The organism is Companilactobacillus nodensis DSM 19682 = JCM 14932 = NBRC 107160 (genome assembly GCF_000615905.1).
Taxonomy (GTDB): domain Bacteria; phylum Bacillota; class Bacilli; order Lactobacillales; family Lactobacillaceae; genus Companilactobacillus; species Companilactobacillus nodensis.
In genome coordinates this window covers 20,584-35,945 of the sequence record NZ_BAMN01000014.1, presented here as the reverse complement: position 1 = coordinate 35,945, position 15,362 = coordinate 20,584, and the positions used below count along the sequence as shown (strand labels likewise).

Below are 15,362 nucleotides of genomic sequence, written 5' to 3'. Positions count from 1 at the left end.
TCAATAACAGATTGAGCTTCATCAGTTACCTGGTCGTTCACATCAATATTGCTTGGCATCTGATCTGACGGCTTGGATTGTGGAATGTTCCAATTGTTGTATTGTTTGGTAATCTACCTTGAATATTGGAGATTTTTTTGTTTTGGGTTTTCAACAGGTTATCCACTTCAGTCTTCGAATAATATTTAGTCTCAACATTCTCATGCATAAATTCCGATACGCTGACATTGATTAGCTTCAGAATAAACGATTTGAAATCACTCAATGAAGTCTTGAATTTCGTAAAGAAATCACGCTGATCAATAACATAACCGACCATTGAATTAACAGTGGTTTGAATCTGCTTGCGATTGTTATTCAAATCGTCTCGAGCATTGGAATCAACAACACCATTCCATGAATCTAAATCAAGCTTTGCTAGATTATTAGGTAGCTCAGGCGTATCTGGCCAAACCACTTTGTCATCAACATTGCTGAACTCATATAACTCAGAATCATATCCACCGTCATCATTCTCCTTAGCAATCACAACATCCTTCCCATTTTTGAAAGTAAGAACAACTTTCTTGCCGTCCTTAGAATTCAAATTTAAGTTGGGAAATTCTGATGCGATTACTTCTTTAGATAAATTCAATTGATCACATCCTTTCTTGAATATCTGATACCACGCCATTTACTACATTGAAGTAATAATTGGTTGTCAGTACCTCGATCATTCCATTATCTTCATCAATAAAAATCGCCTGTAGAATTCCCTTGGGAATATTTGCAGGCTTATTTACTGTATTCGAATCAAAATAAAAAAGACCTGGAGTATTGATCGACTTCAAATCTTTAACATATTTTGCATATTCTGTTTTGTTTCCTATCAGACTGTTTACATATTCAGTTAATCCTTGCACCGCTAAATAATGAGTCTGTGGATAAAAATATTTTCCGTCAGTTGGATCGGCCATCCTCTTGATATCAATCATTATACTTCGCCTACCTTTGTTGTTAGCCATGGATTGGTAATTGAGCCGTTGGATAGAGATATGGCTGCGTTATATCTTGCATTTGCTAATGATGTTTGAATAGACAACTCATAGTCAGAAAGTGTCTGAGGAGTTGAATTTAGGTTAATCTCATAGCTATTTGAATAACTTAAAGGATTATATTTAGAACTTACAACTGTTACCCAAGTAGTGAAATTCTCTGGTTGAATATCACAATAAATCATATCACCGATATTTAATTCGTTATCACCTGAATAAGTGAGTGTAATATCCACAGTTGGTTCAGTTTTCATTTGAGATAATGCATATTTTCTCATTTCTATCGGATCTTCAATATCATTATTGGTTATTGCAGGTCCAGGACGTTCACCCCATTCACTAATAGACTTTTCATCTCTAATTATAAATGGCTGAAAGTAATCTGTTGAATGATCATCAGGTGCTGCATCGTCATCGCCCTTATTTACCTCGGTTGGTTCGACATCAGTATCACCAGTAAATACAAAGTTATCAGCACAGACCCATTCGTTAGTTGCCACTCGATACCAAGTTTTACCATTAGCACCATCGGTAATCTCACCATTGATTTTCCATTGAGTACCATCAGATAATTTCCTACCAACTTCATGTTGAGGAGTCCAGGGTGAATCATAAATAATTGATTCAGTGGGTGTTACATCCCCTGGTGATACATCTGTCTTACCGCTAAAGTCTAATTGATCTTGTGGTACCCATTCATTAGTTCCAACTTTGTACCAAGATTTTCCTTGAGCACCATCACTAACAGAAGCACTAACTCTCCACTGTGAACTAGGAGATAATGTTCTCCCAGTTTTATTTTGAGGTGTGAAAGGCGAATCGTAAACATAAACAATATTTGACTCTTTGGAATCACTAGAATCAGATTTTGTAGTATCAGAGTCATCGTCACTAGATTCGTCAGTCTTGTCATCAGAATCCTTAGTAGAATTACTATCTGTTTCTTCAGCTTTTACCGTTCCCTGACCTGTTACTGGATTTATTGTGTGATCTTCAGGTTTAACATTACCATCCTTATCAAAACTAATATATTTAGCATCAACCCACTGGTTGGTGGCAACCTCGTAATAAATTGTATCATTAATAACCCTCTTATTATTAATGGCCCAAGTAGTTCCATTATCTAAATGATTAACTATTGAGTCTTGCTTCTGTGGATCACTCAAAGCTGGTGCTCCACCAACAAAACTCACTGTTCCAACAGCATTACCAATAGGCAAGGAATTGCCACTACTTGTATTTTCTTTATCGGAATCAGTAGAAGTTTTTATCGTTCCTTGTCCAGTAACTTCTGTAATAATATGATTCTCCGGTTGAATATCTCCATTCTTATCAAACACAATGTATTTTTCATTTACCCAACCATTAGTAGAAACCCGGTACCAAGTTTCACCATTTGCAACCACTTTGCTATCCATTACCCACTTAGTTCCATTAGGTAAAGTCTGAACAGTATTCGTCGGTTTATTAGGATCATCTACAACAGGCGCTCCATTCATAAAGCTGATTGTCCCAACAGCTGTTCCGATTGGTGATGTCACAGGTGCATTAGTCTTACCATATACCCGTGCAATATTCTGAATTTCAGTTGTATCAATATTAGCCGTAAATGTAGGCGTGTCATGTATATATCTAAATGACTTATCAGTCTTATGCTGCCACTTACCCAATGGAATTAACGTAATATTCTTATTATTAGCAATAACTACTAAATTGAACTTTTCAATACAATCATTGATACATTCCAATCCAGATTTTTCACCATAATCAGTAAAAGTTGCAGTTTCTGTACTTCCCTGAACTTTCCAAGTAAATCCGTGATTTCCAAGTTCATTCTGATCAAAAATGAAACTCATTAAGTCACTTGCCGAAAGCTTCTTGGTTCCATTAATCTTGTCATAATTATAAACATACTGGCAATCGAACCAAATATGAGTAGCTGACACTGTACGTTTCAAATCATAGGCTTCATCATCCTTTTCCGCCTGTTTAATACGATATTTTTGACCATCAAAAATAATATAATTTTCATTTTGTAACAGCTGATAACCAATACTTTCATCATTCACAGCAGTAAAGTCAATCTGATCTGATTTATTCATTTCAATGGAATTACTTAAAGAGTCACGATCAATACAAGTCAAAGTTTCATCATAAACACCATCTTTATCTTGGACTCGGTAACTATCAAACTTAATCATAAGTAGATAAATGGAAAGTCAAAAGTCACAGTGCCATTAAAACCACTTAAGTTAAAACTATTCCATCCCTTTTGCAAATTAATATGACCATGATTTGTATTGATTTCACACGCTGCACCATTAAGAAATGGATGAACCCCTTTAAGAATTAATGAATCATTTGATGAGATGCTTTGATTCATTTGAAATGTATCACTGGTATCATTATTGGTTAAAATTGGAGTTCCTGATCCTTTAAATAGAATATCTAACTCGTGGTTCTGCTCATACGGTTGTATATCAAAATCAGAAGGATTATAGATTTTGAAACTACCTGCGTAATGAGTGTAACTAATATTAGTACTGGATAAATTTAGATTATCAGTGATCAAATCTTCTTTATTAATGTCTATTGGAAAATCTGTTGATCTAACGACCGAGTACATATAAGCACTTGGTATTTCAAACTCCACTGAAAAGATTTATCGTAAAATCCAATATCAGTATAAGAAAAAGGCTTAGGTATTCCGTAAAAACAACGACCAATGTCATAGCTTTGACGTACTCTTACCAAGCCTCTATTAAAGAACTTATTATAAAACTCATGAAATCTACTCTCTAAATCTGTACCATCAGAAACTTCTATCCAAAAATCAGCTTTTGCCGTTCGAGAAGCATAGATAATTGGTCCTTGTTGAATCTGACCATCAATACCTGTATTTGTTTTGAAATTAGTTTGAGGTTGAGGTGAGCTCACTGTTAATCTAGCAAAATGTAGTCCTTGATAATTACTTATTTCAAATTCATCTTCACCATCATTTTTTAATAGCAATGAATCTTGACGGTATCTACCATTCAATCTTTTAGGCAAGTGATGTACCTCCTTTAACTTGGAATTTAGTCATTCTACGATTTTGTAATCCTATCTTGTCAAAAATGTTTGCAACATCATTTAGAGAACTAGTATCACTACCACTATTACTTGATAATGCTTCATATAATTTACCAAGTAATTTATTTTGAACCTGCGTCATCAATAATTGTTGCTTTTGATTTTCCTCAATGCTTGCAGTATCAACATTAAAGTTTGTATTAGATGATTCATCGTTACCACCAATAGTATCCTTGGCTTGCTGAAGTATCTGTATAGCTCTCATTTTATTATTCAGGGGAATCATTACTTCAGGGCCGGCTTCACCACCAATAATATTAGTTGGTTTTGTCAAAAAACCACCTGCAGCCATGAACCTTGGTCCAGATGGTCCACTAGCTGAACCACGCCATTCACCATATTTACCGTTATATCCCATACCCATGTCAGTTCTCCAAGTTGCATCATTAAATAATGCAATCAGTTGATCCAACGGGTTATGTATATTGGTGTGTCCAGGCATAGCGTAGTTAAGAAATGTTGGCAAAATATACTGAAGAATACCAGTTGATGGATGCCCTGCCTTAGCATTACCATCCCAATTGTTAGTGATATTAGGATCACCGCCACTTTCATTGGCAATGATTCTTTCAATCATATCCACATTGAAATCAGTTATAGTTTGATGCATAAATGCGGCGGCTGCACGAATCATTGGGCCATATGCTTTAGCCGGTCTAGCACCACCAGCACCACTGAAATCCATATTCTCTAATTCTTTTTTAACTGGTCCAGCAATTGCTTTTAAAAACCCATTTGCTAGTGATGTACCAAAACGATTAACAAACTCATTACTACTGAAACTGGCCTTCTCAAAGAATGGCTTCTTCAAAAATGGTACTGGGTCTTTTTTTAATTCATCTAAGTGTTCAAATACGTAATCAGTCATATCAGCAGATGTCTTTTGAGTATCGCCTTTACCAGTCGCATGATGAGGTAGATTGGCTACCATTCCCATAAATTGCTCAGATAAATGATGAGGTAGAATCGATGTTTCAGGAGATAAATATCTAATTTCCTCGCCTTTAGTACCTACTGGATAAATTCCACTATTCTTGTCATAAGCTAGTTCATAACCTTGTTCACCAACTACTGCTAATCCTCCAGGAGTACCTGCTGTACCAACAGCATATTTAGCAAGATTTAATGATTTACCACCAAACGCACTGATAACAGAATTAACTCCACCAATGCCTTTGTTAATTTCGGAAATGACCTTACTCATTGATTTACTTGCAAGTCCAGGTAGTGAACTAAATGATGTTTTGAAATCGCCTTTGACTGAAGATAACCAACTCTTCCATTTTTTTAGAAAATCACTTGTAAAACTATTCTCTCTTTTAGAAATAGAACTCATCTTACTGCTATATGTACTAGCAGCGGTTGAGAGCCCAACTTTCATATCTTCAGACGTATTCTTCCAAGTATCTTTCCAGTTCTTATTGAACGATGATTTGAAGTCCTTGAGTGCATCAATAATTCCATCAGTATCATTCTTAAAATCTTTATCAAATGTAACTTTCGATGTTGCCTTATTGGCTTCTGTTATCTGAGAACTGAGCAATTTACCAATATTCTGCTTATTGAGTGTTTTAGTAAGATTCTGAAAATCCTTATCTAAATTAGCAAAAGGATCAGATTTGCCATATAGCTTCATGAATTTATTCAAATTCTGGAATGCTTTTTGAATATCCTTTATTGGCTTAGCAAACTTAGTCCAATCTTTAGTATCCTTTTGAATACTCTTGGTCAACTTATCAAAGGCTGATGATAAATTATTCTTCTTTAAATCTTTAGCCATATCATCAAGATATTTAGTTACCTTGGTATTCTTCAAAGTAGTTTCCAACTTTGGTAAATCTTTGTTGAATTGTGCAAATGGATCTTTCTTATCCATAGACTTACCAAACGAAGTAAGTGTTTTAAATAAGTTGCTAAGTTGATTAACCGGTTTTGATAATTTACTCCAACTCTTTGTATCCTTCTCAAGACTCTTAGTTAACTTGTCCAAAGTACTAGTTATCTTATTCTTCTTGAGATCCTTATCCATACTATCAAGGTACTTAGTCAATTGTGATTTCTTTAAAGTTTTTTCTAGTTCCGGTAAGTCCTTATTAAATTGAGAAAACGCATCATTTTTATTCATCGACTTGCTGAACGAAGCCAGTGTTTTGAATGATTTGCCAATATCACTAATAGGTTTTGATAATTTACTCCAATTCTTTGATGAACCATTTAAGCTTTTATCAATTTTGGATAGTTCGTCAGCAGGACTATTCTTTTTAAGAAATTTCTTCAATCCAGATAAGGCATCCTCATAATTCTTGATAACTGGAATCATATCCTTAACATTTTGAATATCTTTCTTAGATACCTTAGTTGTCGCTACTTTGGTAATTGCTTGAGCGGTTGTTGTTTTCTTAGTAGGCTTATTCACTTCAGAATCAGTCTTTTTTACACGTTTAGCTAACTTTTCGTATTTCTCAACATCCTTTTTAGCCTGTTCATACTTCTTAGTATATACAGAACGCTCTGACGCAGAGGCACCTGGCATAGCCATATCACTTTTATACTGATCAGCAAGTTTCTTACGTGACTTAACCATCTGCTCATAATATTCGTTAGTACCCTTTTTAGCTGTGGCATCTGGATGGTACAACCACTTTTGAAATGCAGGAGCAGCACTCTTTCCCAACTGGTCACCTATTGTTGCTCCCAAACTAGCACCTGCAGGTCCACCAATAACTGCACCTATTCCAAATCCCATGGTAGTACCGATTGAACCACCAATACTTTCAACTTTCTTACCTTTACTTTTGGTAGTTAATGCATCGAAAATATCTTTGCCTGCAATTGCTGCACCCATAGCTATGGATAACTTACCACCCCAAGTATTTCCCAATGATGTTAGATTACTACCAATTGAACTTCCGTCCAATTTAGAACTAATCCCATCCGTCATTGAAGTACCTGATTTTTCTCCAACTTCTGCAGCAGCTTGTTCAATACCTGAATTAGTTATTTTCTTTTTCAATCCACCGAATGCATCAGTAATATCATTGATCTTAACTGCAAATCTTCCAATTTTATCAGTGGCCCACATACCGGCAATTAATCCACCAACAACCTTTATAGCTGTTTCATGCTTAGCTATTCCTGAAACAAATTCATTCATCAGCTTTAGTGGATCTTCAGCCTTTTTACCATTGTCATGAATAAGTCCAAACATGATGCCAATTACTTTTAAGGTGCCAGAAAAGGTGTTCCATGCACCAATTGTAATATCTTTAGCGATAGTTCCAACTGATTTAGTAATACCCTGAAGATCATTGCCATGCTGTCCAAGATACTTAAAAAAGTCAGCAGTGTTATCTGCTAAATGACCAACCCAGGTTCCAATCCCTTTAATGGAATTCTCAAAATCCTTTGAACTGGCTGCCTTGGCCATTCGATCGCCAATTTCAGTAATTGCTGGTAATGCTGCACTTGAAATCGTCATTGTAATTGCATCAGCAGATTGTTTTAACCTATCCAATGCAACTTTACCTGTCTGACTATTCTTCTCTGCTAACTTACTTACATAATCGTTTTTAGCAGAATCAGCAACCTTAGCATTCAATTCACCCAATTGTTTGGAGTTTTCAGCAAGAATTAAGCCAGCTTGTTGTCCGGTTGTACCGAATAAGTCGTGGAAAATATCAGTTTTTTCATTTTTTCCCATTCCTTGAACTTTGTCATGCAATAATCCAAAGATATCAGTCATAGACTTCATATCTCCCTGATTATCAGTGAAATCTTTAGTACTTAGACCCAATTTTTCAAGTGCTTCAGTTCCACCTTTCGTTGGTGAAATCAAACTATTTATAGCTTTACGTAGTCCAGTACCCGATTTGTCTGCTTCGAGGCCATTATTTGAAAGAAGACCCATTGCACTTGCTGTTTCAGATAGTGAGAATCCAGCTTGATGAGCCGTAGATCCGACATATGACATACCAACACCTAAATCACTGAATCCTGTCGCCGTCATATCAGCTGCATATGCTAAATCATTAACCGCAACTTTAGTATTTTTTATCATCCCTTTAGTGGAATTGGTACGCATACCAAATGATTCCAACGTTTGTGATGAAACCTTTACAACATCTGCAAAGTCATCACCAGACGCCACTGATGCTTGTAATTCAGACTTCATAGCGCCTAATGCTTGCTTAGTGTCATAACCACGTTTGATTAGATCCTCGTACCCATCAGCAATCTCTTGTTGAGATTTACCATATTTCATAGCATACTTCTGACCATCATCTTGCATCTTAGAAACATTACGAGTAGATTCGGCCATTTTTTCACCACCGGTTACTGCAAGGTTAGTAATTTGCTTATAACTATTTTCCAATTCAGTGGCCTTTTTAGCACCACTTACAAACATTGCACCCACAGCTACACCAGCAATTCCAGCTGTCATTGCCATATTTTTAAGATGACTAACACTATTCTTGATACTAGTATTCATATTGCCAATTGCTGTTCTAGAATTTACTGCAGCTTGTCTAATACCAGTAAAATGTGTACCCATGCTACCTAACTCTGATCCAAGTTCTCTATAACGTGTTTTACTCTTAGCAACTTCAGTCCCTAATTCATTAACACGTTTGGCTTGTAAAGAATATTCCTTAGAAGCGGCACCGCTCTTGGTCTTAACACTTTCCAATTCATCAGATTCCTTAGAATATAAGGAGTTGAGTTCTTGAATACGTGATTTCAGTGCTGTTCTTTCAGTCGCCGATGCTTTTATAGATTGACCTTCAGCCTTGTATCGTTGAACTAAGGATTCAGAGATATTCTTAGCACTCTCCATTGCTTGCTTTTGTTCCTTTATACCAGTTGTATAAAGATTCAAAGTACCTTTAGCACGATCCTGTTGCATAATCATGTCATTCAATTTACGAGTAGCAGTATTTACTTGATTACCATACTGAGAAAATCTCTGACTGCCTTCAGTAGTTGTTCTATCAAGGTTACCCATCTCTGATTGCAGTCTGTTGATAAGATTACGTTGTCCTTCAATCGCACGTCCTAGACCTTCAGTTTTAACCTGATAGGCTGATTGATATTCACCATTAGCACGCTGAACCTGTTCATTGATTTTCCATTCTGATGTTAGAGCTTTGACTTGATTTCTCAAGGATTGAAGAGATCCCTCAGCTTGAACAGAATCAATATGAATACCGGTATTTAACTCCATATCCTTTGCCATTATTTACCTCCTTTCTCATAGATTGATGAAATACCTCCAGATTGAATGAAATCAGTCAAACTCAATGGACCAACATCATTATTGGGGTTATGTAGTTCACGCTTATCATTAAGAATCTCTGAAAGTACAAAAAATGGCTGAGATTCTATTGTTTCCAAATCCCAACCTGTTTCCTGCATAATGGACTTTTCATAATTCAAGAAATCGTTATAAACGATATACGGATCTACTTGCTCCTCTTTCGTGGCTTTTTTGGGTCAATATCTTCCTCGTCTGAAGTAACACCGTGAGCAAGTCGACCAGCTAACACGGCCGTTGCATCACCAGTCATGTCATCAAGCATAGAAACCTGTTTTGGATTCAACTTCAAAATTTCTTTAATAAAGTTATATGGAACATTCTGAAAATCCATCGATGATTGGGAAACTGAAGAAAATCCATCCATAATAGCTTGTGTGGCTTCCTTTTCGCCTAAGTCTTGTTTCTCTAACTTATCAATCTGATCAAGGCTAGATTTCAAAGCTTTATTCTTGGTACTGATCTTTGTGTAATATTCGTAAGATAATCTCATATTCTTATTACTTTTTTTAATCGAGAATCTTCGATTAAATGCATTGATCTGGAAATATTCCTTCGACATTAGCTATTCCTCCTATTTATCAGTTGAATCTGTTGGATTAACATTAGAAGCTGATGAACTTCCACCATCAATTGTTGTTAATGGCATACCATAAATCATTGTTTCCCACTTATTGGTATCGAAGTCTTTTTCATCCTCAAGTGCTTCAAAGTAAGCAAAACCATCTGAATCACGTGTAGTAGCTGTGAATGTCAATTGATCTTGATCATAGACAGTTGTATTTGTATTTGTTTTTGGAGCTACTGATGTTAAATGAAACGTTCCTTTAACAAGTGCTAAATGTGCTGTTATTGATTCATCCACCGCATCATGAGAAATCATTTCAAAAATACAGTATGGGGCCTGTGTTTTCTTACCAATCCCAGCAATACCACCATCAAATGTTTCCATTCCTAATATTTTTTGTCTTACCGCTAGTGGAATAGCATTAGCAATAAAAGCTACTGAAATTGCTCCAACACCTTTTCCACCTGCTTTCCACTCCTGGTCTGATCCATAAATGGGCGTAATTGTAGGTGAAATGTTTGAAATTGTAGCACTTACAACTGAACCTTTCTCTTTAGGATCGACATTGAATATATTATCTTTTTGAATATTCTCCGTATTCGGATCAAAAATACCGATTCTTGCTGATTGAAATCCTGATAATGCCATTAGTAAATTACCTCCGTATTTTCATATTTCATTGTTCTAGTTAAATACCCGGTGTCAGAATCGACATCCGGGTATGAGTTAATTTGATAGAAATGATACTTTTCTAATTCATGATTGATAATCGATTCAGTTCTGTCAGGTTCTGTATCGCCTCGATAAAAGATTTGAATTTCTATCATATTATCCTTAGCTGTACTCACGTCACTAGCTCTGTTTGTAAATATGCTATGAATTTCAGTAATCAAAATCATTGTTTTATCAGTGCTTATCAAATCCTGTGGAATATTTTGTGCAAAAAAATTGGAAGAATTAATTTTCAATTCTTCCGACTTACTCAACAAAATATTTAAAATCTTATCTGCAACCATATTAGTCACCCGTTAGTTCTCTATATTTTTTAGCTTCAGCGGCTAAAATCATACTTTTGGACTCAACTAAGGATTTTTCCTGAAAATGAAGTCCACTAATAATTCTTGTTTTGTGAGCTTTTGCTCCTTTACCACCATGAGCCGCATATCCATCATTCAAAATTCTGGCAATATAGCCACTATGGCCCGTGGTTGATTTGAATCCAACATAAGTAGCTCCATCTTCAACCTTATATCTGATTCCAATATCATCTTCGAGTTTGACTTTAGTCTCTCTTGAATATTTTCCTTTATGCAAACTATTATTCATGTTGCTTCTTAATGACTCTTTATAAACTAATGCGCCTGCTTTAGTCATTTGTTTTTTTTGATTAGGTGTCAAAGAAAGATCAGATAATGCTTGATCCAACTTCTTCATTCCCTCAAGAAATTCCAATCCTGTCCACCTTCTTAATGGTAACCAAATCAAATGAATGCGCTGTATTGCTCCACTCTGGAGAAGTACCCGTTATCTCATACAACAAGTCCTTAAAACGCGCGTATTTAGCACCATTTAGACCACTTTCACGATGTCTAATAATCAGAATTAAATCAAAATTATCTGACGCACCTAAAGTTGATATTTGCTGATTTACTGTCATTGTATAAACTCCACACCAAACAGTTTCAGTTTCTTTGAAATCTGGCTGCATAGTTCCTTGAGTAGTTCTGACTGGAGCCGCAACGCCTAAATGTAATCTTGTATTCAATCTGCTAGGGTTGATATTACGAACCATTTTCAATACGCTCCTGATATATTCGATTATATTTTCCACGCAATTGGGCAATTATTGAGTTACTAGCCAAATCAACATTATTAACACGTCCTGTCATACTCGCGGAACGATATGTGTAATACGAACTAGCAATAGCAATAACTGCTGTTTCATAAAGCGTTTGAGTTTCAGGTAATTCATAGAAATCCTTCATTAAACTTCCCGTTTCACCAATTGCACCTTTTACATATGATTCTGCAGCAATCAAATTGCGATTTAAAACCTCGTCATCATCACTACCATCAACTCGCAGACTTAGCTTAAGGCTACTCAATAATTCATCAGTCATTTCTACTTACCATCTGTTGTAGTTTCAGTAGTTGGATTAACTGTCGAACTATCATTTGAGGTTGCTTTGGCGTCTAGAGTTAAGAAGAAACCAGCATTATTATCAGCCTTAACAATGTCATATCTAGTACCAACTTGTAAATATTGACCATAAATACGATCTTCAACCCAACGTGCAACAATTTGAGCACGATCAGCATAGAATACAGCACGTTTTAGATCACCAATCCAGGCATGTGCTTCACCTTTAGCACCAAATAAATCATCATCAATTTTAAACACTGGCATCCCTAATAATGACTTACCACTAGCCGATTGAATATCATCTTGTAACAAATATCTTCCATTTCCATCTTTCAAAGTATCTAACCATTGATAAAAACTCCCTGTTACAACTAATGAACGTGTATAAGCTTGATCTAATCCAACATTATCAACCTTCTTAATATCGTCCAATGTTTTAACAGTGATTTCTGTAAATGTTTTTAATACTGTTGCAGTATCAAAGTTAGTAGTATTAATCTTTTGTTCATTTGCATCTTCACTCAATAGTGGAATTAAATCGACTGCTGCATCATCAATAGATTCTTGTGAAATTGCTTCTGCACCACGTCTTGTTTCAACACTCCAACTAATTGGTAAGAAATTAGGCTTGGCTAGCTCTGGATTATCCTCTAATTCAGAAACTTTATTAAGTTTTGCAGATGCTCTCTTTCGCATTGGGTATTTACCAGAACCAGTTTTAACAGCCGAACGTGTAACGAATTTTGCAAGATCTACAACTGTTTTAACTTCATCTTGAGGAACATAAATAATTTGTTCTGGAACAGTTTCACTAACATCAGTTTTGCTAATCCCAGGAGTAACATCACGTGTCAATTTGTTCGGAATAATCAGATCTCTATCCTCAGTAAAGTTCAATTTATCAGATTGTTTTGTACCCTTGCTATGTAGATAAGTATTAATTGCTGAACGCATTTCTTTTTCAGGATCATCGTCTTGATGAATCTTTGAACGTTTTTGAGGAAACTTCTTATCATCATCACGTTCCTCGTCTTCTAGATCTCCGGAAAAGTCATCAAGATCCTTAGACATCTTAAATTCCTTAACAAGTGCTCGGATCTCCTTTAATTTTTCGTCCTTTTTATCCTGTGGTTCGTTACTGCGAATAAAAGTTTTCGCTTCATCAATTCTTGCTAATAATTCCTCTTTAGTCATACAAATCATTCTCCAGTCTAAAAAGCTCCAGTTCATCAATTGAACTAGAGTTTTTATTTTCGTATTTTTCTTTATTAAATTCATCTAGTGATCGTTGAGATACTGATGTTTCCTTATATGCAGGCATAGGCGTAATCGACAATTCATAAAGACTTTCAACCTTAGTAATGTGTCTGATTGCAACATCGTTATCCATGTTCTCCCAGGCATCTCCGGAAATTGTGAAGCCAAAACTACATCCCTTCAAATTGCCATTTCTAACATTCTCAGCAACATCATTGCCAATAGTAGTGTTAGGGATATCTGCACTAAAGAATAATCCATGCTCATCAACCGTTAGCAATAAAGTATTACTATCGACCCTCGCTAGAATATTGTCGAATTTATGATTGTATAGTAGCTTTACATCACTTAAATCGACCCCATCTAGAGCACTTCTATCAACATATTCTATGAACCCACCCAAGTCTTCACTAGGTTGATCAAAGACAATTGCATATCCTGATAATTTATCAGCAGAATTCTCATCTGAACGCTTTTCGATTTTTAATTCGCCATTTTCAATCACTCTCAGTTCCTGTACCTTGCTCATTCTTATCACCTCCTTTCATTTTTTGTACTGAAATAGGCGGTAGCGGATTCTTAGTTTTTTTAATATCATCAACTGTTAATAAATCAGAATTACTTCTCAATAAAATATTTTGAGCTAACTCTGCTGAAATGACCCTATCCTTAACCAATCCACGAACACGATTTTCAACATGTTGGCCATCAATATCACTTATTGCATTGATATCATAAGTGATATTTCCATTGAGCTTTTTCTGCAGTTCAGATACAACTCCACGTATATATCTACCAATCGTTTGAGCATACTGGATTGAAATCATCTCAATATTGCTGTGCTCACTTTCACTTCCAAGATAATCTTGCGGAACTCCATAAACTTTGGCAATTTGATTACTGGTCCAATCAGTTGATGATAACAATCTTGAAATATCTTTATTAACTTCAAGTGGTTGGTATTCTTCCAAGGCATCAAGAACAACAACATGTCCATTTTCAGCTTGTTTCTCAAAAGCCTTTCTAGTACCTTCTTTGGTATGGCCATCAAGAAGTCCACCTTTTTGTATCTTCAATAATCCAGTAATGTTGAGACCATTTTTCATTGCTCCGAGCGCTAATCCTTTATTTGCATCTTGAAGCTGCAATTCTTTGGTTAAGGCACGTAATGGTGATACGCCTATCAACCCACCATCAATACTCATTGTCTTTAAGTGAATCATTTGAGCACTGGGGACGTTCTTAATATCTGCCTCTTCAGTCTCCGGAAAAGTAACATCATAGCTTAGTTGATTACCATCACCAGACCTAAATATTTGAACTTGTGAAGGTTTCAAATACTCTAAGTGATCACTTCTACCTGACTTGTCACCCCATATCAGTACATAGGCATTACCAGATAAAAGCATTTGAACATACATTGATCGCCAAAACGAAAATTGATTAGATGTCGAACTAGGATTAGTAAGAACCTTATTCGTAAAAGTATTATTAACTTCAAAATGTACGCTGGCCATGTCTTCAGCAAGCTTATTAACAACTGCATAAATATCTGAATACTTTAATGCTGCTCTTGCAGATACATAATCAGAATCAAAGACTATTTTATTATTACTAATTGAATAACCAATTCCAAAATCATCATTCAACATTTGATAAGGTTCTTTTGACGGTCGTAAAGATCTAAAAATCATATACTCACCTCTTTTCTAAAAAGCTAAATTTATTTAGGTTTATTCATAACAAATACAACTAATAGCAACGTTGCTACAACGACATAATTACCAACTAATGATCCAAAATGATAACTGTTCACATCTAATAGAATCAGAGCAATTAAAAAAAGCACTGTATCTAAATTAATTAGTAACAAGTGCTTTAACTTGGTGAAATATTCAACTGTATTTTTAATCATGT

General features: G+C 35.6%; 17 protein-coding genes. All 17 read right to left on the bottom strand.

Features of this window, described 5'->3' with window-relative positions; genetic code table 11:
* Positions 1–37: 37 nt before the first annotated feature.
* Positions 38–634, bottom strand: a complete 597-nt coding sequence (locus tag JCM14932_RS09990) for a hypothetical protein (RefSeq protein WP_025024732.1) — start codon at positions 632–634, stop codon at positions 38–40.
* A 4-nt stretch (positions 635–638) separates the two neighbouring features.
* Complete coding sequence (locus JCM14932_RS09985) at positions 639–974, bottom strand: hypothetical protein (protein ID WP_025024731.1); 336 nt, start codon at positions 972–974, stop codon at positions 639–641.
* Positions 974–3,235, bottom strand: a complete 2,262-nt coding sequence (locus JCM14932_RS09980; RefSeq protein ID WP_025024730.1) for a phage tail protein — start codon at positions 3,233–3,235, stop codon at positions 974–976. The genes JCM14932_RS09985 and JCM14932_RS09980 overlap by 1 nt, the downstream gene beginning before the upstream one ends.
* Complete coding sequence (locus tag JCM14932_RS09975) at positions 3,232–3,606, bottom strand: phage tail family protein (RefSeq protein ID WP_369342900.1); 375 nt, start codon at positions 3,604–3,606, stop codon at positions 3,232–3,234. The genes JCM14932_RS09980 and JCM14932_RS09975 overlap by 4 nt, the downstream gene beginning before the upstream one ends.
* Positions 3,607–3,623: 17 nt before the next feature.
* Complete coding sequence (locus JCM14932_RS09970; protein ID WP_025024728.1) at positions 3,624–4,085, bottom strand: phage tail domain-containing protein; 462 nt, start codon at positions 4,083–4,085, stop codon at positions 3,624–3,626.
* Positions 4,078–9,399: a phage tail tape measure protein gene (locus JCM14932_RS09965; RefSeq protein WP_025024727.1), complete on the bottom strand. Its 5,322-nt coding sequence runs from the start codon at positions 9,397–9,399 to the stop codon at positions 4,078–4,080. Before JCM14932_RS09965 ends, JCM14932_RS09970 begins: the two co-directional genes overlap by 8 nt.
* A complete protein-coding gene (locus tag JCM14932_RS09960) occupies positions 9,399–9,557 on the bottom strand; it encodes a hypothetical protein (protein ID WP_155832115.1) in 159 nt (52 codons plus the stop codon). Before JCM14932_RS09960 ends, JCM14932_RS09965 begins: the two co-directional genes overlap by 1 nt.
* Before the next feature lie 68 nt (positions 9,558–9,625).
* Positions 9,626–10,039, bottom strand: coding sequence for a hypothetical protein (locus tag JCM14932_RS09955; protein ID WP_025024725.1), 414 nt, complete (start codon positions 10,037–10,039; stop codon positions 9,626–9,628).
* A gap of 12 nt (positions 10,040–10,051) precedes the next feature.
* Positions 10,052–10,693: a phage tail protein gene (locus JCM14932_RS09950; RefSeq protein WP_025024724.1), complete on the bottom strand. Its 642-nt coding sequence runs from the start codon at positions 10,691–10,693 to the stop codon at positions 10,052–10,054.
* On the bottom strand, positions 10,693–11,061 hold the full coding sequence (locus tag JCM14932_RS09945; RefSeq protein WP_034543135.1) for a DUF806 family protein: 369 nt from the start codon (positions 11,059–11,061) through the stop codon (positions 10,693–10,695). Before JCM14932_RS09945 ends, JCM14932_RS09950 begins: the two co-directional genes overlap by 1 nt.
* Position 11,062: 1 nt before the next feature.
* On the bottom strand, positions 11,063–11,497 hold the full coding sequence (locus JCM14932_RS09940) for an HK97 gp10 family phage protein (RefSeq protein ID WP_025024722.1): 435 nt from the start codon (positions 11,495–11,497) through the stop codon (positions 11,063–11,065).
* Entirely contained in the window at positions 11,484–11,837 is a 354-nt protein-coding gene (locus tag JCM14932_RS09935; RefSeq protein WP_025024721.1) for a head-tail adaptor protein, read from the bottom strand. Before JCM14932_RS09935 ends, JCM14932_RS09940 begins: the two co-directional genes overlap by 14 nt.
* Positions 11,827–12,165 carry a head-tail connector protein gene (locus JCM14932_RS09930; protein ID WP_025024720.1) on the bottom strand — a complete coding sequence of 113 codons (339 nt, stop codon included), beginning with the start codon at positions 12,163–12,165 and terminating at the stop codon, positions 11,827–11,829. The genes JCM14932_RS09935 and JCM14932_RS09930 overlap by 11 nt, the downstream gene beginning before the upstream one ends.
* A gap of 2 nt (positions 12,166–12,167) precedes the next feature.
* Positions 12,168–13,382, bottom strand: a complete 1,215-nt coding sequence (locus tag JCM14932_RS09925) for a phage major capsid protein (RefSeq protein ID WP_025024719.1) — start codon at positions 13,380–13,382, stop codon at positions 12,168–12,170.
* Complete coding sequence (locus JCM14932_RS09920; protein WP_025024718.1) at positions 13,375–13,974, bottom strand: HK97 family phage prohead protease; 600 nt, start codon at positions 13,972–13,974, stop codon at positions 13,375–13,377. Before JCM14932_RS09920 ends, JCM14932_RS09925 begins: the two co-directional genes overlap by 8 nt.
* Complete coding sequence (locus JCM14932_RS15255; RefSeq protein ID WP_025024717.1) at positions 13,943–15,139, bottom strand: phage portal protein; 1,197 nt, start codon at positions 15,137–15,139, stop codon at positions 13,943–13,945. Before JCM14932_RS15255 ends, JCM14932_RS09920 begins: the two co-directional genes overlap by 32 nt.
* A 29-nt stretch (positions 15,140–15,168) precedes the next feature.
* Positions 15,169–15,360, bottom strand: a complete 192-nt coding sequence (locus JCM14932_RS09910) for a hypothetical protein (RefSeq protein ID WP_025024716.1) — start codon at positions 15,358–15,360, stop codon at positions 15,169–15,171.
* Between the last annotated feature and the right edge of the window lie 2 nt (positions 15,361–15,362).

Bases quoted from the DNA above. Each gene is read 5' to 3' on its own strand.
- JCM14932_RS09965 (WP_025024727.1), bottom strand. From the start codon at position 9,399: ATGGCAAAGGATATGGAGTTAAATACCGGTATTCATATTGATTCTGTT.
- JCM14932_RS09950 (WP_025024724.1), bottom strand. From the start codon at position 10,693: ATGGCATTATCAGGATTTCAATCAGCAAGAATCGGTATTTTTGATCCG.
- JCM14932_RS09980 (WP_025024730.1), bottom strand. From the start codon at position 3,235: ATGATTAAGTTTGATAGTTACCGAGTCCAAGATAAAGATGGTGTTTAT.
- JCM14932_RS09920 (WP_025024718.1), bottom strand. From the start codon at position 13,974: ATGAGCAAGGTACAGGAACTGAGAGTGATTGAAAATGGCGAATTAAAA.
- JCM14932_RS09925 (WP_025024719.1), bottom strand. From the start codon at position 13,382: ATGACTAAAGAGGAATTATTAGCAAGAATTGATGAAGCGAAAACTTTT.
- JCM14932_RS09910 (WP_025024716.1), bottom strand. From the start codon at position 15,360: ATGATTAAAAATACAGTTGAATATTTCACCAAGTTAAAGCACTTGTTA.
- JCM14932_RS09935 (WP_025024721.1), bottom strand. From the start codon at position 11,837: ATGGTTCGTAATATCAACCCTAGCAGATTGAATACAAGATTACATTTA.
- JCM14932_RS15255 (WP_025024717.1), bottom strand. From the start codon at position 15,139: ATGATTTTTAGATCTTTACGACCGTCAAAAGAACCTTATCAAATGTTG.
- JCM14932_RS09930 (WP_025024720.1), bottom strand. From the start codon at position 12,165: ATGACTGATGAATTATTGAGTAGCCTTAAGCTAAGTCTGCGAGTTGAT.
- JCM14932_RS09955 (WP_025024725.1), bottom strand. From the start codon at position 10,039: ATGTCGAAGGAATATTTCCAGATCAATGCATTTAATCGAAGATTCTCG.
- JCM14932_RS09985 (WP_025024731.1), bottom strand. From the start codon at position 974: ATGATTGATATCAAGAGGATGGCCGATCCAACTGACGGAAAATATTTT.
- JCM14932_RS09945 (WP_034543135.1), bottom strand. From the start codon at position 11,061: ATGGTTGCAGATAAGATTTTAAATATTTTGTTGAGTAAGTCGGAAGAA.